The 19,722-nt window shown below is 36.5% G+C and carries 17 protein-coding genes; 3 read left to right on the forward strand and 14 right to left on the reverse strand.

Going from position 1 to position 19,722, the window contains the following annotated elements:
- Window positions 1-83 precede the first annotated feature (83 nt).
- The gene (locus BR77_RS09775) at window positions 84-1,040 is read left to right on the forward strand and encodes a peptidylprolyl isomerase (protein ID WP_015075308.1); all 957 of its coding nucleotides are present in this window, start codon (window positions 84-86) and stop codon (window positions 1,038-1,040) included.
- Window positions 1,041-1,227: 187 nt separating this feature from the next.
- On the opposite strand, the gene BR77_RS09780 is transcribed toward BR77_RS09775, so the two are convergent.
- On the reverse strand, window positions 1,228-1,620 hold the full coding sequence (locus tag BR77_RS09780; protein ID WP_010053658.1) for a hypothetical protein: 393 nt from the start codon (window positions 1,618-1,620) through the stop codon (window positions 1,228-1,230).
- Between the two features lie 236 nt (window positions 1,621-1,856).
- On the opposite strand from BR77_RS09780, the gene BR77_RS09785 reads away from it, so the two are divergent.
- Window positions 1,857-2,633 carry a MurR/RpiR family transcriptional regulator gene (locus tag BR77_RS09785; RefSeq protein ID WP_035064778.1) on the forward strand — a complete coding sequence of 259 codons (777 nt, stop codon included), beginning with the start codon at window positions 1,857-1,859 and terminating at the stop codon, window positions 2,631-2,633.
- 89 nt (window positions 2,634-2,722) lie between these two features.
- Here the strand turns inward: BR77_RS09785 and BR77_RS09790 are convergent, their stop codons facing one another.
- Both BR77_RS09790 and BR77_RS09795 read right to left on the reverse strand, forming a co-directional pair.
- Window positions 2,723-4,795: a BglG family transcription antiterminator gene (locus tag BR77_RS09790; protein WP_010053655.1), complete on the reverse strand. Its 2,073-nt coding sequence runs from the start codon at window positions 4,793-4,795 to the stop codon at window positions 2,723-2,725.
- Window positions 4,796-4,818: 23 nt separating this feature from the next.
- Window positions 4,819-6,249 (reverse strand): PTS mannitol transporter subunit IIBC, encoded by a 1,431-nt coding sequence (locus tag BR77_RS09795; protein WP_015075304.1) that lies wholly within the window; start codon window positions 6,247-6,249, stop codon window positions 4,819-4,821.
- A gap of 273 nt (window positions 6,250-6,522) precedes the next feature.
- Between BR77_RS09795 and BR77_RS09800 the strand changes: the two genes are divergently transcribed.
- Window positions 6,523-6,735, forward strand: a complete 213-nt coding sequence (locus tag BR77_RS09800; RefSeq protein ID WP_015075303.1) for a zinc ribbon domain-containing protein — start codon at window positions 6,523-6,525, stop codon at window positions 6,733-6,735.
- A 105-nt stretch (window positions 6,736-6,840) separates the two neighbouring features.
- On the opposite strand, the gene BR77_RS09805 is transcribed toward BR77_RS09800, so the two are convergent.
- From BR77_RS09805 to BR77_RS09855, 11 genes are all read right to left on the reverse strand, one after another.
- Window positions 6,841-7,305, reverse strand: coding sequence for a hypothetical protein (locus tag BR77_RS09805; RefSeq protein ID WP_015075302.1), 465 nt, complete (start codon window positions 7,303-7,305; stop codon window positions 6,841-6,843).
- Between the two features lie 185 nt (window positions 7,306-7,490).
- Window positions 7,491-9,179, reverse strand: coding sequence for a peptide ABC transporter substrate-binding protein (locus tag BR77_RS09810; protein WP_010053647.1), 1,689 nt, complete (start codon window positions 9,177-9,179; stop codon window positions 7,491-7,493).
- A gap of 233 nt (window positions 9,180-9,412) precedes the next feature.
- Window positions 9,413-10,261, reverse strand: a complete 849-nt coding sequence (pheA, locus tag BR77_RS09815; RefSeq protein ID WP_015075301.1) for a prephenate dehydratase — start codon at window positions 10,259-10,261, stop codon at window positions 9,413-9,415.
- Window positions 10,262-10,303: 42 nt separating this feature from the next.
- Entirely contained in the window at window positions 10,304-10,807 is a 504-nt protein-coding gene (locus BR77_RS09820) for a shikimate kinase (RefSeq protein ID WP_015075300.1), read from the reverse strand.
- A gap of 23 nt (window positions 10,808-10,830) precedes the next feature.
- Window positions 10,831-12,117: a 3-phosphoshikimate 1-carboxyvinyltransferase gene (gene aroA, locus BR77_RS09825; protein WP_010053644.1), complete on the reverse strand. Its 1,287-nt coding sequence runs from the start codon at window positions 12,115-12,117 to the stop codon at window positions 10,831-10,833.
- An 11-nt stretch (window positions 12,118-12,128) separates the two neighbouring features.
- Window positions 12,129-13,244 carry a prephenate dehydrogenase gene (locus BR77_RS09830; protein WP_016356307.1) on the reverse strand — a complete coding sequence of 372 codons (1,116 nt, stop codon included), beginning with the start codon at window positions 13,242-13,244 and terminating at the stop codon, window positions 12,129-12,131.
- Window positions 13,245-13,521: 277 nt separating this feature from the next.
- Complete coding sequence (gene aroC, locus BR77_RS09835) at window positions 13,522-14,688, reverse strand: chorismate synthase (RefSeq protein WP_010053641.1); 1,167 nt, start codon at window positions 14,686-14,688, stop codon at window positions 13,522-13,524.
- Between the two features lie 53 nt (window positions 14,689-14,741).
- Window positions 14,742-15,809 carry a 3-dehydroquinate synthase gene (gene aroB / locus BR77_RS09840; protein WP_015075298.1) on the reverse strand — a complete coding sequence of 356 codons (1,068 nt, stop codon included), beginning with the start codon at window positions 15,807-15,809 and terminating at the stop codon, window positions 14,742-14,744.
- Window positions 15,810-15,837: 28 nt separating this feature from the next.
- Window positions 15,838-16,848, reverse strand: coding sequence for a 3-deoxy-7-phosphoheptulonate synthase (aroF, locus tag BR77_RS09845; protein ID WP_015075297.1), 1,011 nt, complete (start codon window positions 16,846-16,848; stop codon window positions 15,838-15,840).
- A gap of 64 nt (window positions 16,849-16,912) precedes the next feature.
- On the reverse strand, window positions 16,913-17,776 hold the full coding sequence (locus BR77_RS09850; RefSeq protein ID WP_015075296.1) for a shikimate dehydrogenase: 864 nt from the start codon (window positions 17,774-17,776) through the stop codon (window positions 16,913-16,915).
- Window positions 17,777-18,354: 578 nt separating this feature from the next.
- Window positions 18,355-19,623, reverse strand: coding sequence for a murein hydrolase activator EnvC family protein (locus BR77_RS09855; protein ID WP_015075295.1), 1,269 nt, complete (start codon window positions 19,621-19,623; stop codon window positions 18,355-18,357).
- Window positions 19,624-19,722: the final 99 nt, after the last annotated feature.

The following is a 19,722-nucleotide window of genomic DNA, read 5'->3' on the forward strand; positions in this document are numbered from 1 at the left end:
TCTATTTAAATTTAAGGTTCTTTTAAGTTTCAACAACTAAACTTAAAAACATAGCTTAAATGAATAGAAATGGATGTGTTCGTGTGAAAAAGAAATTAATCATAAGTGGAGCCGTATTTTTAGGGTTATTGACAGCGGGGTGTACGAACTCAAGTGCGACAGTCGCATCAACAACTGCAGGGAAAGTCACTCAAGAAGAACTTTATCAAGAAATGAAAGCTAACTATGGTGAATCTACCTTACAAACTATGCTGATTGAGCAAGTTTTAGCTAAAAAATATGGGGATAGTGCTACCACAAAAAAAGTAAATGCTAAATTTAATGAAGTCGCTGAAATGTATGGCGGTACTGAGGCTTTTGAATCAATCTTGGTTCAATATGGCTATGCTAATGGGGCAGCCTATAAAGCTACAATTAAACAAAATTTATTAATCGAGGCTGCGGTTAAAGATAAAACAAATTTAACCGATGCTGACTATAAAGAATTGTGGGAGAACAGTTTGTACTTCCAAACTATTTTAGTTGCAGATGAGGATACTGCTAAGGAAGTCATTACTAAATTAGATGCTGGTGAAAAATTTAAAGATTTAGCCGCTGAGTATTCTACCGATACAACAACTAGTGAAAATGGCGGTGATGCAGGCTTTTATAATATCTCTACAGGAACAACCTACGATACTACAGTGACGGATGCCGCAGCCAAATTAAATGACGGAGACTTCACAAAAACAGCAATTAGCACTGATGCAGGTTTCTATGTTGTTAATATGGTTGTCAATCCAACTTCAACTTCAAAAACATGGCAAGATTATCAATCTGAACTAACGGAAATGGCTGTAACGGCGAACTTAGCCGATTCAACTTTCACAACAGAGATATTGACTACTTTGCTTAAAGCTGCAAATGTTCAAATCAAAGACAGTGATCTTGAAAATGCTCTTTCTGCTTATTTAACTCCAACTACAACCTCTAGTAGTGCTGTTACGAGTGATTCTTCTACAGATGAAACCACAACTACCTCTACTAAAGATTCTGAATAAGCGACTAAATGCGTTTCGGAACAAAGGAATAATTTTTTAAGTTCTATTTAAGTTTAACTTGTTAAACTAACTATAACACCATCCTTTCAAAGCTTTTATCCACGCATAGTCAGTCTTTCGACTATGAAAATCTTTGAAAAAAAGGCTGAGAAAAAAATTCTCAGCCTTTTCTTTATTTTTGTCATGCTTATCCAGGGTATTTTTCCTGCAAATTTTCATAATTTTGTTTGTGCCATTTTTTATTCATAATATTTTTCATTACTTTAAAGCTTATATCTCCATAGATTGTTGAAATATAAGCTTTATTTGTTAAAAAGCCTTTTTTTAGAGTAACACTCACAAGTGCACTAGCTGGAATCAATTGTGGCACTACATCAACTATTTTATTTGTTGCTTGACCAACATCGATTACATATACCCCGTCCTCAGAGAAGTTTAAAATTTGGTACCTAAAATTAACATTGATATAATTAAATCCATTCAGTAAAGAAGAGGGCATTGCCCAAATGGACTTGCCAAATTCTCCTTTAAACCCATATTTTTCTAAGTGATTCAAAACGTCTTGTTCTTTCATTGCCATTATTATCTAACTCCTTTAAATCTATTTATTAGTCGACTCTTTAAAAATCTCATTCTTGATTATACCCTATATTTTATAACGAACTAAAAAAAGGAACTTTTATCAAAATAGCTCTTTTAAATTGATCTTTAACAAAAAGTTCCTTTTTTAGAGCAATTCAAACCAACTCCTATTTCGATTGTTATCCCTTCGATTTGCTATGGTATACTATCCCTATAAGATAAAAGGAGAAAGAAGTGATTTTTCTGACACACCAACATTATTTTGACTACTCTAAAGGGCAAAATCTAAGCCAAATTGAACATGAAATTTTAGCTTTTTTACTATCTGATAGCCAAAATGAACAACCTTGTAGCATTCGCATGGTTGCCAAAGAATTAACAACTTCGACAGCAACTATTATTCGTTTATGTAAAAAATTAGGTTTTAGTGGCTATACTGCCTTTACAGAAAAGTTACGCATAGAGTATACTGACCATTCCCCAACTGAAGCAACACAACTATTGAGTGCTAATTTAAATAACCATTTTACTATGTACATGAAGGACTACCAAGATACATTAGATGCGCTGTCTATTCGAGATGTAACTGTATTTACACAGTCCTTAACAACAAGTCACGTCGTTCAAATAATTGGCGATGAATCAGATGCATTCATCACTTATATCGCTGCTAAATTACAATCAAAAGGTTTTCGAGTACTTGTTTCAAGTAGCAAAGATACCCTATTGAATTTTGAAAAAAATTTAAATGAAACAATGTTAATTCTTGTATTTAATAGACACTCCGCAACTGAATCTTTATTAAAAAAAATAGACTATGTTAAAGAAAAAAAAGTAATAATGATTGGCTTTCTTGGATCAAAGCAATCTGTTAACTATAGACAATTGCTTGATGCTCAATTCGAAATTAGGGATGATCATTCGCAAAGCTTAAATCATGATGCTTACGACTCAGCGGTGATAATGATTTTTGATGTACTTATGTCCTTAGTTTCGGATTCCTCTAAATAAAAAACAGTTTTTTTTAATCCGACCCCAAAAATCTAGTTTTTCGGAGTCGGATCAAATCTTAATGCTTTTTTTATAATAAAATAATATGATTAACTATCGATAAATTGGTGTAGTTTTTGAATCACTAAAGAGGTAATTTTATTTCTATCCCCTGATTCAAAACTTTGAATCACCTCATCACTTTCAATCATTAAAGTGCTAAGTCTACTTAAAATATCAATGCTACCAGTAGCTAATTTTTCTGGTGCTAACAAAACCAATACTGTTGAAATTTCAATTTCAGTTTTATCTGTTGCCTGAAGCCTCACATGGTTTCTTAGTGTAAAAATTTGAAATAAAGGCCGGGAAATCATTTCATTACGAATAAAGAATAAGGCCAAAGTAGTCCCTGGAATACCGACTCCACCTTGCTGCTCTTCTACAGTCAAAGCATTGATTAAATAGTCCATTCTTGATTTTGGCTGGTTTTGGTAAATCACCTTAGTAATCACTTCGCTAACTTCTTCAATATTTTTGACAACTTGCTGAATTGGGAAAACTTGAAATGTCTTTAAAAGAGCTAATACTGTTCCAACCTGCTCTTCTAATTTTTCAAAATGATGAATCGATCCTTGTAAATTAAATTTTTCAGCTTCTTTAATTGGATATTTCGGTAAAACACCTTGTTTTTTTTGCAAATAAACATCAATTTGGATAATTTCAGCCTCGGATAAAATCGGACTGACTAAAAAATAATCGAAATCAACCTTCCCTAGATCAATTGTTGACACAATCACATCATAGGAACTTGCGACTTCATGATGGAGCATTTCAAAAAGTGATGTACTCTTTAACTTTTTCAACTGTGGTAATGCTTGTTGCAAACGTGTCATAAGCATTTTTGATGTTCCGATTCCGCTAGAGCAAACCACCAAGCCACTGAAAACCTCTTGTTTTTTCACTTGTAGAATTGCTGACCCAAAATGCAAAACTAAATAGCCGATTTCTTCATCTGGTGCATTTTTACGAGGATACCCCTCATCGAATGCATTTCGTACAAGTTGAAACAAATCAGGATAATCTTTTTTTATCGAATCTATCAACGGGTTTTGAATCCGCATATCTTGATCTAAACGCCTTAATGCCGAACGTAAATGTGCCACTAAGCCCTTGAATAGAGCTGGATCTGTTAAAGGATAATGTATTTCATCTGCTATTCTTGTTATTAAGTGATTCGCAAGCGTAACAGCTTGGATTCCTTCAATTCCAGCTAAATCAATTTTTTCAGTTTGAAACTTAACGCCACGTAAATGCATAGTTACATAGGCTACTTCCCCAAGTGGTACCACACTTTCTTCCATTTCAAGACATTCTGCCAATAAGGCTTTGGCTATCTGATACTCTGGGTAATCAATCGCTTCAACTAGATTCGCTGGTACCGTCACTAAATGTTGTCCGTTTAACAAACGTTCAATTGAAATTGTAATATGCACGATTAGAGTTAAGTAAGCATCATCTGTCACACTATTCTTTAGACCCGTGCGCCATTCACGTACGACTTGTTCAACCCGATTTAACAAATTTGCATCTAGTAAGTTAAGCAACTTATCTTCGATCATACTTTGTACTTCGGCTTCCTCCATTTGCTGATTGAAGTAGTGGTAAAGAGTATTTTTGGGAAGTGCTGATCCAAATAAATCACTCATCATTTCACGCTTTTTATTTTCACTAGCTTTTAAACGTATACCTGAACCTCGTTTACGTTCGATACTAACATCCTTCCCTAAAACTTCCTCCAACTTCACTAAATCACTACTAATAGTTGAAATCGTGACACTCAAATCAGTAGCTAATGCCATTAACTTAAGTGGCTCTGTTTCACGCAACAATGTTTTTAAAATAAAGTTTTGACGTTCTAAAGGTGTAAACTCATTATGAGCAAGATCTAATAGCTGCCATTTAAAATTCTGACGATTTATTTCTGTCCCGATAATACTTAATTGACTATTTTCCTTGCTTAACTTTAGTTGGAACGTATCAAGTATTGCTTCAACTTCATGTAAGTCTCGTCGTACCGTTCGTTCGCTAACATCTAATTCAGATGCCAATACAGCATTAGTTACATTAGCCTTATTCATTAACAAAAATTCTAAAATCAAACGTGCTCTAGCTGATAAATACATCTTTTCCCTCCTATTTTATCGAATTAGCTTAATTTTTTTATCAATGCATCATACTCCATATTTTTCATAAAACTTACCACTGATATATGGTAGCTTTCGGGAAATTTTTTGAGTGCTTGTAACGTTAATTCTTGTTGCGTGATTATAATAGTTCCACTATCTTTTGAAATTTGATCAATTAAGGCATGATTAATCTCAATTTTCATCCCTGCTTCCTGCATCTTTTTCCTTAAAATAGACGCCCCCATTGCACTTGTTCCAATTTCAACATCATAGGCAAAAATAATTTTATTTACTATTTCAGGAAACTCACTTGTTTGCTTGAGCTTCTTCACCTCATTTGTTGTTTCAGTTTCACTTTTTGAGGGTTTGCTGACTCTTTTTAATTCACCCATTTGCTTTTTAGTACTTACAGCAATTTCTAGACTCACTTTTGAAAACTTAATTATCAAAACAGAAATGCTAAATGAAACGGTAGCTGCTGTCAGTATTCCTGCTATAATGCCTAAATAATCACCGCGAGGCGTCAATGTTAAAATAGCTAGAATACTACCTGGTGATACCGGTCCTACTAATCCCACATTAAACAATGAAAAAGTCAGAATTCCGACTATTCCCCCTGAAATGGCACTTAGGATTAGTGCTGGTTTCATTAATATATAAGGAAAATAGATTTCATGTATTCCTCCAAAAAGTTGAATAATGACTGCTCCAGGAGCTGTTTGTTTCATACTTCCCACTCCAAAAAAAGTATAGGCCAACAAAATTCCTAATCCTGGTCCTGGATTAGCCTCAATTAAAAATAAAATTGACTTTCCTGTTTCAGTCGCTTGCTCGATTCCCAATGGTCCTAGTGCAACGTGATTAATTGCATTATTTAAAAATAGAACTTTCCCTGGTTCTACTAACAGACTGATCAATGATAATAATTGATGGTGAACCAAGTAATTAATTCCGTTGACCATCAACCCATTCAAGTATTCCATTGCTGGTCCGACAGCAAATAACGAGGTTATCGCTAGCAACATTCCCATAACTCCGGCGGAAAAATTGTTCACTAACATTTCAAAACCTGTTGGAACTTTTCCAGTGATGAGCTTATCAAAAGACTTTAATAACCAAGCTGCGACTGGCCCCATTACCATAGCCCCCATCAACATTGGCATCTCTGCTCCTACAATTAAGCCTGTCGTTGCTAGTGTGGCCACAACCGCACCTCGTGTCCCAAAAACCAGCTTTCCTCCTGTATATCCAATCAAAATAGGCAATAAATAAACCATTATGGGTTCAATAAGCGCTGCAATCTTTACATTAGGAAACCAGCCTGCCGGTATAAATAGCGCCGTAATAAGTCCCCACGCAATAAAAGCACCAATGTTTGGCATAATCATCCCACTTAAGTAACTACCAACTTGTTGCAATTGAAATCTAATTTTATTTGTTTTCTTTAACATAACTCACTCCCCCTGGTAACACTCCAACTAAAAAAATCAAACAACTATGAATAACCTTTCGAATACACTAAGAAATAATTAACTTATCCCTTTCATAGTATGCTATTTCTAGTCCATTAAGCAACACATGAAACTTCATAATTCATCATAAAAATAAAAAGAACTAAAAACCATCTTAGTACGGAGAAAAACATCAACCTTTAGACGGATAACAAGAAACCTTTACTATGGTAAACTAATTTTAGAAAAACAAATAAAGGAGTTTACTGAACAATGGATAAAAAACAATATATTTGCGAAAAATGTGGCTGCCACTCTTATGAACATGATCAATTTCAAGCAACAGGTGGCAATTTTGCTAAAATATTCGATGTACAAAATAAAAAATTTATTACAATTAGTTGCCATGATTGTGGCTTTACTGAACTATACAAAGCCCAAACTTCTGATGGGTGGAACGTCTTAGACTTCTTAATTGGCGGCTAAACAAAATCCCCACTTTTCCTTTATAGAAAAGTGGGAATTTTTTAGATAATTAAGTTCTCAAAAGTAATGTTGCGGTTAACAACCCATCCTTACTTTTGAGCTTTTTTATTGTTGAAGTTGCTTTATTATATTAGCCTTAAAAAAATAAAGACATTCAGTTAGTGACAGATAACGTAATTGTCGATAAATATTATTTGTTGGTATCGTTAAATAAATAGTAAGTTCTTTATCACCCATTTTTTCTATTAACCAACCTTTTTCTTCATCTAAGTTCGTTGCTTGTTGTTCCGGTTGAAGAACAGGTGCCACCCGAGTCCCTCCTCGAATAAAATGTAAATGGATATCTGCTCGTGGGTCCGTTATCGTTTTTGGAAAGACTGCAACCCCCTGCAAAGAAGCAAAATCTGTTAAGCCAAGTTCAGTCGCTATTTTTTGATAAAAAGCAACAGTCGCTAGCGAAATTTCTTCTAATTCTGTTTTTGTCGCCTGTGTATGATCCAGCGGATAAATCAAGTCAGTTGGAACAGTATTTGTTCCTGGTGTATAAGTTTCAATGTTAATTAAACGCATATTCGTTGCCTCCTGTATAAAAAGTTTGTTGAACCGGTTAGCTCTGATAAAAAGATAAGAAAATATACACAAAGTAGCTTTTTACTTCAAAAAGTTGGCTCATAAGAACTGGCAGTATAAAAAGATCCTAATACAAAAAGACCGCTATATACAAAGCCGGTCTTTTGTATTCTTAAATTATCTTCTTACTCATGTTCTTCAATATAAGCATTTTTGTACGTAAACTGTGCTCCAACTTGATGAGAGTAAATACCTTTTACATACGGTTTTTGTAAGCTAGCTGCTGCTCTTTGGAACATTGGAGACACACCTGCATCATCTAACAAAATTTTCTCAGCATCTAATAAGTTTTCCCAACGAGCTTCTGGGTTATTCGCATTTTTGCCTTTTGAATCTGCCAATAAAGCGTCATACTCCTTATTACTATACCCTGAACGATTATAAGCACCATCTGTTTGTAGTAAGTCAATAAAGTTCACAGGATCAGCAAAATCTGCGCCCCATCCACCTTGTTGTAAATCGTATTCTTGATTTGTTGCTACCTCTAAACGAACTTTAAATGGCAATGAACGAACATTTACTGTTGTTCCTGGCAGGCTAGTTTCAATTTGATCCTTCAAGAAAGCACTAATTTTCTTATTGGATTCATCATCATCTGCAATTAAGTCAAATTCAACCTTATCAACGCCTAAATCTTTTTTAGCTAATTCCCAATATTTTTTAGCTTCTTTTTGATTAAACTGTAAATAATCTCCTGATTCTTTGCGGAAATCTTCACCTGTTTTTGGATTTGCTGCTAAATCAGCAGGAACTAAACCAGTTAAGATTTGTGAACCATTTGCCAGAATTTCATTTGCTAATAAATCTTGATCATAGGAATAAGCTACAGCCTTACGCATATTCTCATTGGCAAAAATAGTTTTCTTGCCCTCGCGTAATTGGTTATATTGCATATAAGCAGAACGAGCTTCCGTTGTAATCTTATACTCTGGAGTATCACGGAATTGCTTCGCGTATTCACCAGTTAATAGTACACGATCTAAATTGCCTGCATCATATAAATTCAAAGCAGTCGCTGTTTCTTTCACAACATCTACATTGATTTCAGTTAATTTCACATTTTCAGCATCCCAATAATTAGGATTTTTTTCATACTTCCAAGATAAATTAGTTCCATCCCAATCTTTAAAAATGAATGGACCATTAAAAATCATAGTATCTGCCGAAGTACCATATTTGTCTTTTTTCTCTGTCACAAATTTTTCATTTTGTGGGAAAAACGTTGGAAAGGCCATTAATGAAATAAAATAAGGCACTGGTTTTTCCATCTTCACTTCAAATTCATAATCAGTAACTGCTTTAACCCCCAATGTATCGGGAGTTTTTTCACCAGATATAATTGCTTCGGCATTTTCAACACCTTCAAGCAAGTAGGCATATTGTGAACCTGTTTCTGGATTTGCCACACGTTGCCAAGCAAAAACAAAATCATTTGCTGTAACTTTATCGCCATTAGACCATGTTGAGTCTTCGCGTAATTTAAATGTATACGTTAATCCGTCTTCGCTAACGGTTGCTTCTTCTTTAGCTAATGCTGGAACTGGTTTGCTGTCCTTATCTAAGCGATACAAACCTTCTAAGACTTGATTAAAAACGGTAAACCCAACAGTATCAGTTGATAATGCCGTATCCCCAGTTGGCAATTCCGCAACTTCTGTTAAATTTAATACTTGCTCTTTAGCTAATTTCCCCTCAGATGTGTCGCTACTTGCTGTAGTACCTTTGTCATCTGTCTTATTATTTGAGCAACCAACTGCCAAAATAACTGAACACGTTAGTAGCCCAATACCAAACCATTTTTTATTTACTTTCATTGTCCCCGACCCCTTTTTTATTCCTTAAGTTCTTGTCATGTTTAACTTATCAAAAAAAGAACTTGTATCTAATATACAGGGTTCAACTTTAAAATGCAACAAAATTATGAATTTTCTGACAATTTAAAAATTACTAACGCATATTAAGTCGTTATTTAACTTTACATACAGATTAAAAAGCCCTGTCAACACCATAAGGTATTTAAAATAGAGCTTTTCATCTATCGTTATTTTTAACTAATTGGGATTGTATGGACGGAATAACATCCAAATATTTTCGTTTTACACCCAGTTAGCTGAATTTCTTCAATCGCGTTATCAATCAGTTTTTCTTGATCTCCTACATACAAATCAATTAAGAAAAAATACTCGCCCAGGGTCGTTTTTAAAGGCCGAGATTCTATTTTACAAAGGTCAATTTGACGCCAACTAAAAGCAGCTAAAACCTTATGTAAGGCTCCTGGCATATTATTCGGTAAGGTAACGCTTATCGAAATTTTTTCTTTAGTCGAAGGCAACTCTATTTTAACGGGTTGATGGCTTAACACTAAAAAACGCGTTTGATTAAGCTCAAGTTCTTGAATGTCTTCCGCGACAATCGTCAACCCATACTCCTTAGCTGATAACCTCGGAGCAATCGCAGCTAAAACAGGTTCTACTTGCTCTCCAACGCGCCTTGCAGCATAGGCTGTTGACGGAGTTGCCTCGCGAATTGCCTTGTCTAATTCATCACTCAAATACGTTTCACACTGAGCCAAAGCTTGCGGGTGTGATAGAACCTTTTCAGCTTCTCGCCATTTACTAACATTATCTGGATGTACCATTAAATGTTGCGCTATTGGTAAAACGAGCTCTGCTTGAATCGGAATATTTGCTTGGTGAAAAAGATAATCTAAGGTTACATTTACGGTTCCTTCAATTGTATTTTCAATTGGGACAATCGCGCTCTCAACAGTTCCGTCTTCTAATGCTTTAATGCAATCAGGAATCGTTACACTTGGAATTAATTCTGCATTAGGAAAGGCTTTTTCAGAAGCCATATGGGTAAACGAAGCAGCTGGACCTAAATATGCAACTTTCATCTTTTTCCTCCTCACTAATGATACAACTTGTTCATATACTTTTTATTGCTCAGCTAATACTTTTAAAATAGCCGCTGCGACTTCTGCTTGATTTAGCTCATCTGTTTCAATGATAAAATCGGCCGTCTCCTCATAGAGCTGAATTCGTGGTTCAAAAATAGCACGAATTTCAGCAGGTGTTTTTTCTTGCACTAAGGGCCTCGTAGTATCTCCTTCTAAACGCTCTAAAAAAATTGCTGGATCTGTTTTTAAATAGATTACAGGTGAGAAACTCTTAAGCACCTCACGATTCTCAGGTCGTAAAACAATTCCACCACCGGTAGAAATAATCGCTTTTTTTTGAAGTACTTCTTTTAATTTTTGGTGCTCTAAATCACGAAATCCTTGCTCGCCCTTTTGTTCAAATATATCCGATACTGGACAACCTTGCTCTGCAATAATTTCACTATCAATGTCAATTTGAGGAAGAGCTGTCAACTCTGAGAGAATCTCTCCAACGGTTGTTTTTCCAGCTCCCATAAAACCCGTTAATATAATCTGATCCATTTGTATTCAGCCCCGATCCTATTTTAGTTACACAATGAGACGATATCCTTAAAGAATTCCGGATAAGAAACAGAAACAGCCTCAGCTTTTTCCAATTCAACTTCACCATCATCTATAATTAAAGCCGCTACTTGAAGCATCATTCCGATTCGATGATCACCATAGCTGGTTACTTTCCCACCATGTAATTTTGTTTTTCCATAGATAATCATACCATCATCAGTCGCTTCTATCTTAGCCCCTAATGTGGTTAACTCACGAACTACTGCATCAATCCGATTGGTTTCTTTCACTTTTAATTCAGCTGCATCTTTAATAATCGTGATGCCTTCTGCTTGAGTCGCTAATAAAGCTATTACAGGTAATTCATCAATTAAACGAGGAATCAAGTCTCCACCAATTTCAACACCTTTTAACTGGCTAGTTTCAACTGTGATTGTGCCTGCTAGTTTCCCTGTATCACGACTAGCATCGCTAATGGTTAACTTACCACCCATTTGCTCAACGACGTCGATAATTCCGGTTCTAGTTGGATTTAAGCCCACATTTGTTAAACAAATCTGGCTATTAGAAGCGATTAAACCGGCAACTATAAAGAACGCTGCGGATGAAATATCGCCAGGTACTGTCATCGTTTGCCCTGTGAATTTTTGCTTCCCTTTAACTTTAATTGTCAAGTCATCTACAAAAATCTCTCCACCAAATTGACGAATCATATGCTCTGAATGATCTCGTGTTTTCTTTTTCTCAATAATGGTTGTTTCTCCATCGGCTTGTAACGCAGCAAATAAAATGGCACTTTTCACTTGCGCACTGGAGACTGGCATTTGATAGCTGATTGGATGTAAAGACGTTGTGCCCCGAACAGTCACTGGCGGAAATTCAGTTTCATGACTACCAACACAATGAGCACCCATTTGATTTAATGGAAGCATGACACGATTCATCGGACGTTTCGCTATGGATTCGTCTCCAAATAGCGTGCTTTCAAAATCCCGCCCCGCTAGAATTCCCATCAGTAATCGAATCGTTGTTCCTGAATTTCCAATGTCAATAGCTTCGGTTGGAGCTTTTAATGCATCCCAACCTTTACCATAAACAATAATTTCTTCTGGAGTTTCTTCGATTTCCACACCAAGTGCTCTAAAAGCAGCAATCGTACTCATACAGTCATCTGCTCGTAAGAAATGCTTAATCCGTGTCGTTCCTTCTGCAATTGAACCAAACATAATGCTGCGATGAGACATTGATTTGTCGCCAGGAACTTTTATTGTCCCTTTCAAATTGTTCTTATTCGTTACTAGTTTCATTTAATCCCTACTTATTTTTCATAGCATCGATAGCTACTTTTATTTTTTAGACAAGCTTTACCACGCTCTAAATCTGATTGATTTTGGAACGTTAATTGTAAGATACCATTAATATCTTCTCGAGTTTCCAAAATTTTCAAATTAATAACACTAATTTCTTCCTCGGCTAAATACCCAGTAACCTCAGAAATAATTCCAGGATAATCAGGTACATCTACAAATAAATCGAAAAAGGCTGGCAATGCTCCATCTTTATGAATTGGCATCGCATCACGAGTCTCTTTAGCTTCATCAAAAAAGCGGTAGATAGCCGTATGATTTTCATCTTTAAGATACCCCATCATTTCTCCAATTGAACTTTTCCAGTCATCTAAAAGCTCTAACAACACAGTTTTATTCGTTAATAAGATATCCGTCCACATCACTGGATCGGATGAAGCAATTCTAGTCATATCTCTAAAACCACCTGCAGCTAAACGCCGTGCTTGAGGATGAATATCAGAAAATTCCGTTGTTTGATTGACTAACCCTGCAGCAATAATATGAGGCAAATGACTTAACATACCTGTAATTTCATCATGTTCTAGTGGAGATAAAACCATAAACTTAGCATTTGTACCTTTCAGCCACTCTTGTAGTTGGGCAACAGCTAATTTATTTTGCTCATCCATTGACGCTGGCGTTAATAAATAATACGCATTTTCAAAAAGGTCAATTTTAGCGGCAATTACACCTGACTTATGCGATCCAGCCATTGGATGACCACCAATAAAAGCAATCCCGGCAGCCCCCAATATTTCTGCAGTTTCAACAATGCTACTTTTCGTGCTTCCCGTATCCGTAACCAAAACAGATGCTTTTAAAGGGAGCCTAACTAATTCTTTAATTAGAAGCTCCGTTTGTTTCACTGGACAACAGAAAATAATTAAATCAGCTTTAGGTGCTTCGTTAGCCAAATCTGTGCCAATTGTGTCAATTATACCTAGTTTATGCCCCATAACGAGTGAGTCTGTTTGAATATCTAAACCAATAATTTCAGTATTTGGATGTTCCTTTTTTATATCTAAGGCGATTGAGCCCCCTATTAGACCTAATCCCACAATCAAAACTTGCTGCTTTTCCAACAATTCCACCCCCTTGCTAAAAAGTTTGTTGAGCCGTTTAGCTCTGGCAAGAAAATAGAAAAAATTGATAGGACGTTTTTTGTCCTCTCGAATTTTTATCTTTTTCTCGAAGAGTTGGCTCATAAAAACTAGCCTTGATAAAAAGTTTGTTGAGCCGTTTAGGCCTGGCAGAAAAATAGAAAAATACACTCAAAGTATCTTTTTACTTTGTGGGGATTTTATCTTTTTTCCGAAGGGCTGGCTCATAAAAACTAGCCTTGATACCTAGTAATTCTATCCTTTAAAAGTTATTCGCATAGCGGCGGTATTCAGCAACTTCAGCTTTCAACCGTTCAAAAGAATCCCCATCAAATTTATCTAACACCGCTTCAGCTACTTCCCAAGCAACAACAGCTTCGGCAACCACACTTGCAGCTGGAACAGCACAACTATCTGAGCGTTCAATACTCGCTTTATATTCTTCTTTTGTATCAATATCCACACTCATTAACGGTTTGTATAATGTTGGAATGGGTTTCATCACGCCACGAACTACAATCGGCATTCCGTTTGTCATTCCACCTTCAAAACCACCTAGGTTATTGCTCCCACGCGTGTAGCCTGTATTTTCATCCCAAAGAATTTCATCCATAACTTCACTACCTGGTTTACGAGCCATATCAAACCCAACACCAAATTCAGCGCCTTTAAAAGCATTAATACTCACAATTGCTCGTGCAATCTTAGCATCTAATTTTTTATCCCATTGAACATAACTACCCAGTCCAGCTGGCACACCACCAACAACGACTTCTACAACTCCACCAATTGTATCGCCTTTTTTCTTCGCTTCATCAATCTTATCCATCATTTCTTGTTCAACCTCAGGATCTAAGCAACGAACAGGTGAGTTTTCAGAGCCTTCACGTATTTCATCAATGGTATATTTATTTTTCAAATTGGCTTGAACTCCACCAATTTCAACAACATGTCCCACTACTTCAATACCTAATTCATGTAATAATTTTTTAGCAATCGCGCCAACAGCCACACGTACCGTTGTTTCTCTAGCACTTGAGCGTTCTAAAATATTTCTTAGATCACGATGACCGTATTTAATTCCACCAACTAAGTCAGCATGACCTGGACGTGGTTTAGATACACGACGTTGACCAACCTTCTCTTCCTCAATTGGTTCGATACTCATCACTGTTTTCCAATTTTTCCAATCTTTATTTTCAACCGTTAAAGCAATCGGAGAGCCTAGTGCTTCACCGTGTCTAATTCCAGCAGTAATAATAGCTTGATCTTTTTCAATTTTCATACGACCACCACGCCCATATCCTGCTTGACGACGAGCTAGTTCTTTATTAATATCTTCCGTTAATAACGGCGTTCCCGCCGGAAGTCCTTCAATAATTGCTGTTAATCCAGGACCATGCGATTCCCCTGCTGTTAAATATCTCATAATCTATATCCTCCTCTGCTTTTCACTTGCTACCCAAGCCGAACAACTTTTTTTCACACCTTATTTACGTACTCACCTAGTTCGGACAAAGGAATTTTTACGATAGTCGCTTCTCCAATGTCTTTTAATTGAATAATTCGAACTGTATCTCCACTGGCTTTTTTATCATGAACCATCGCTGCCATTAATTTTTCTGGTTCCCACGGTGTCCATTCAATTGGTAAATGAAATTTTTGTAGCATTTGTTTTAACTTTTCTGTCGTTCCAGCTGCAGTTAAGCCCTTCATTTCTGCCACTTGATTCATTTGAATCATCCCTATTGCAACTGCCTCACCATGTGTACAAACTCCGTAGCCTGCTACTTGCTCTAAGCCGTGACCAATAGTATGACCAAAATTTAATTTCAAACGATTTCCCGTGTCTAATTCATCTTCTTCTACAACCTTACGCTTAACTTCACAACATGCAGCAATAACCGTTTCAGCATGCTCTAACAATTCAGTTTCATCTTTAAAGCTAGCTAATAAGTTCCACAAACCTAAATCGGCAATTGCCGCTGATTTTACAATTTCAGCAATTCCTTCTCGAACTCGTCTTGGCTCTAGCGTATTTAGCGTTAAAGGATCAATCAAAACTCCATCTGGTTGAGAAAAAGTTCCAACCATATTTTTTCCTTGTTTCAAATTAACTGCGGTTTTTCCGCCAATGCTGCTGTCAACTTGCGCTAACAACGTTGTTGGAATTTGTAGAAAATGCAATCCTCGCAAGTAAGTAGAAGCAACAAATCCAGCTAAATCGCCGATAACACCACCACCCAAAGCAATCACACCATCGCTTCTTGTCAAACCGGCTGTTAAAAATGCCTCATACAGTTCTTCTGCTACAGCCAAGTTTTTACTCGTTTCTCCAGCAGGAACAACAGCCAAACTAGCTTCAAAACCTGCTGCGTTCACACTTTCTAAAACTTTCTGACCATATAGCTTCTGAACATTTTCGTCTGTTACAATTACAATCCTTTGTGGTGCCCATAAGCTTTTAACCCAATCCCCGCATTGCTCTAATAAGCCAGCTTGGATCTGTAAAAGATAACTATGATGTGGTAATGTTACTTTGATTTCCATTGATTTTCAGCTCCTAACTTGTTTAGATTTAAATTTCTTTCAGCATTGCAGATAGTTTTGTGACTTTATTCATCATATCCATGTAGTTTTCAGGAGTTAATGATTGAGGTCCATCAGATAATGCTTTTTCTGGTTCAGGGTGAATCTCAACCATTAATGCATCCGCCCCAGCAGCAACTCCTGCCATCGCCATCGGTGTTACCATATCCCATCTGCCTGTTCCATGACTTGGATCAACCATGATTGGGAAGTGACTTAATTTTTTAATTGCCGGTACAGCACTTAAATCAAATGTATTACGAGTGTATGGTTCGTATGAACGAATTCCACGTTCTACGAAAAGAATATTAAAGTTGCCTTCATTAGCAATGTATTCTGCTGCATGAATCCACTCATCAATCGTTCCTGAAATACCACGTTTTAAAGCTACAGGCATACCAGTTTTTCCAATCGCTTGAAGTAATTGGAAATTTTGCATATTTCGTGCTCCAACTTGTAACATATCTGCGTACTTACATACTAATGGCAAGTTTTCAACATCCATGACTTCAGTAATAACTTTCAAACCAGTTAAATCAGCTGCTTCACGCATGTATTTTAGTCCTTCTTCTTTCAAACCTTGGAAAGCGTAAGGGGACGTTCTAGGTTTAAATGCTCCACCACGCAAGAATTGTGCTCCACCTGCTTTTACAATTTTAGCTGTTTCGATAATTTGTTCTCTTGATTCAACTGAACAAGGTCCTGCCATCACAACTAAATTACCATCACCAATTTTAACGCCACCAACATCAATAACCGTTGGGCTTGGATGGAATTCACGACTGGTTAATTTGTAGGTAGAGGATATTTGAACTGTACGATCTACACCATCGTAGCTAGCAAATGGTAAATCATGTGCTCTACTTGTATCCCCAATGACGCCAATAACCATTCTTTCTTCGCCATCGTTCATTTGTACATTTAAGCCTTCTTCTTTCACGCGTGACACAACCGCATTAATTTCTTCTAAAGTTGCTCCTGATTTCATAATAATAATCATTGATAATTCCTCCTGTTTTAAGAAAGCTATGCTTTCTAGTCCGTTTTATTTTTAATCTATCTAATTAAAATAGTAATTCTTTAATTTCTGCTACTGGCATTTCTTTGCCTGTCCATAGTTTAAAAGCAGCTGCTCCTTGGCCAATTAGCATGCCTAAACCATTTAAAGTTTGACAGCCTTGTGCCTTCGCTAATTTTAAAAGTGCTGTTTCACTAGGTGTATAAATCACATCTGCTACAACTAAATCTGAACGTAACAGACTCGCATCAGTAATTAACGACTGCCCTTCTAAAGGTTTCATTCCTACTCCTGTTGCATTTACAAGTATAGCACTAGCAGCTATTTCTTGACGTAATAAGTCTTCATCCGCTAGATCATGTAGCTGAATATCGCAACCCGTTTCCGCTTTAATACTAGCAATTTTATCAGCTGCTGTTGCAAAGAATGCATCTTTCGCATTAAAAACAGAAATTTTTCCAACGCCATCAAGTACTGCTTGAATTAGAATCGCAGTTGCTGCTCCGCCGGCACCCAGAATAGTCATTTGTTTGCCAATAATTGAAATACCATTCATTTCTAAGCTACTCATAAAACCTGTACCATCTGTGATATGTCCAGTTAAAACTCCATCATCATTGACGATTGTATTAATAGCTCCTGCCATTTTAGCGGCTGGTGATAAATGATCCATATACTGACAAGCTAGCTGTTTGTTTGGCATCGATAAATTGGCGCCACGCATACCTAATGTTTTAATCGATTGAATCGCTGCTGGAAGTTCTTCTTTCCCAACTTCAAATGCTAGATAAGCATAATCTAATCCTAATCTTGCAAAAGATTCATTGTGCATTTGTGGTGAAATGCTATGTCGAATCGGTGTTGCAAATAAACCAATTAACTCCGTGTGTCCAGTAATTCTTTCTGACATATTAAACTTCCTCCTCGCTTATTCAAAAAAACTAGCCTCAATACAGACTTTCATAAAACTTAGTGACGTTACAAGTAGAACCTAGCTAACAAAAAAAGCATCCCATTCAGATTTATCAAAAATCTAAAGTGGATGCTCCTCTTACGAAAGGGTACTACGCCTCTTGTAAAAAATATAAAAGCCACAATAGATTTTCTTACGAATCTATGTGGCGAATTTGGTCAACTTAAAATTCCCTAGCCATCATAGATACAAACAGTGTTTGTGTTTGCATCCATGAGTAACATGACTACAAACCTACCTAAAATAGCTAAAGTAACGATTATTCAATTGTCGTTTATTATTTTTAGAAAGATTCATGTCCGTTCACTCCATAACTAAATTTTTGAATTGACCCTAGTATAGAAAACTTTTGGGCATCTGTCAATTGTTTTTTTATTTTTTTATCTAACTACTTCAGCATAAATGCCAAGCTTCTCTTCCAAAACCTTAGAGTAGCATGGCATTCATACTTCTAAAACTCATTATATTTTAATCAAAACTTTTTCTTACTTCGCTACATTTATTTTGGACAACTCTTATAAGCCTAATAAAGGAGCAGGATCAACAACATTACCCATTCCGCCATCTTGAGCCGTTCTAATTTCAAAATGTAAATGTGCGCCATCAACTTGGCCTGTAGCACCTATTGCACCAATCTGTTGACCTTTAGTCACAACATCCCCAACCTTAACAGACTGTGATGATTGATGAGCATAGAGAGTCCATGTTCCATTGTCATGTTGGATGACTGTTGCAATTCCGTAGCCAGAAACAGGCATCCCGTCATATTGGGCAATCACTACTCGGCCAGACATTGAAGCATAAATAGGCGTACCTACCGCACCACCAAAATCAATTCCCTTGTGGAATCCATTGGCATCATATCCAGAGCGAGGTCCATAAGAAGAAGACACTGGAGCATTAGTCGGTCTCCCGTATGCCCCCGTACTAACAGGTGGCGTTCCTCCACCTTGTGGATTTTCAGCTGGTGGAGCTGCTGCAACTGTTGTATTCTTAGCCGCTTCTGCTGCTTTAGCATTAGCTAATTGGACAACACGTGCAGCTTCAGCATCTTCAGACGCTTTTTTGTCAGCTGCAACTTTGGCAATTCTCAAGTCTTCAGCTTCTTTTTCTGCTGCTGCTTTTTGGGCTAAAAATTTATTCTTATCGCCTTCTGCGGTCGCAGTATCTGCTGCTATTTGAGCGACAATTGATTCTTTTTCTAGTTTTTGTGTTTGCAATTTCTCTTGAGTTTTAGCTAAATCTGCTGCTAAAACCTTTTGTTCATCACTCTTTTTCGCTACTTCTTTTTCTTGTTTTACGACTTGCGCTTTGTCATCTGCCTGTTGTTTAACCATTGCTCGGTTAGCTGAAACCATCTGTGCGACAACATCTACCCGTCCAATGATATCCGACATTGACTTTGCCTCTAACACAAAATCTATGTAATTTTGCGTATCTCCATTTACTTGAACAACACGAGCTTGTTTTTCTAGCTGGTCTTCACGTTGATCAATTTTTACCGTCAATTCTTGATTCTCTTGTTGCAATGTATCCATCTTATTTTGAGTCGCTTGCATATCGACTAAAATTTGTTTGGATTTTTCTTCATTTTGAGTCACGTTTGTTGTTATTTTTTCTAAGTCGGTTTTTGTATTTTGTGATTCATTTTTAAGTTCATTAATTTTTTTATCTTGCTCTTGAATTTTTGTATCAAAATCTTCAGCAAAAACAGTTGTAGTTGTGACAATTGGCGTTGCAAATAACGCAATCAACAAAGCTGTTTGGATAACTTTTTTAGTCAAATTTATTTCCCCCTGTACATTCCTTCGCTACTATCTTATCTAGCAATTATACTTACTTTTTGTAGTATAGCATAGTTTTCCAACTTTATAATTTTCTTT

The organism is Carnobacterium maltaromaticum DSM 20342 (genome assembly GCF_000744945.1).
Taxonomy (GTDB): domain Bacteria; phylum Bacillota; class Bacilli; order Lactobacillales; family Carnobacteriaceae; genus Carnobacterium; species Carnobacterium maltaromaticum.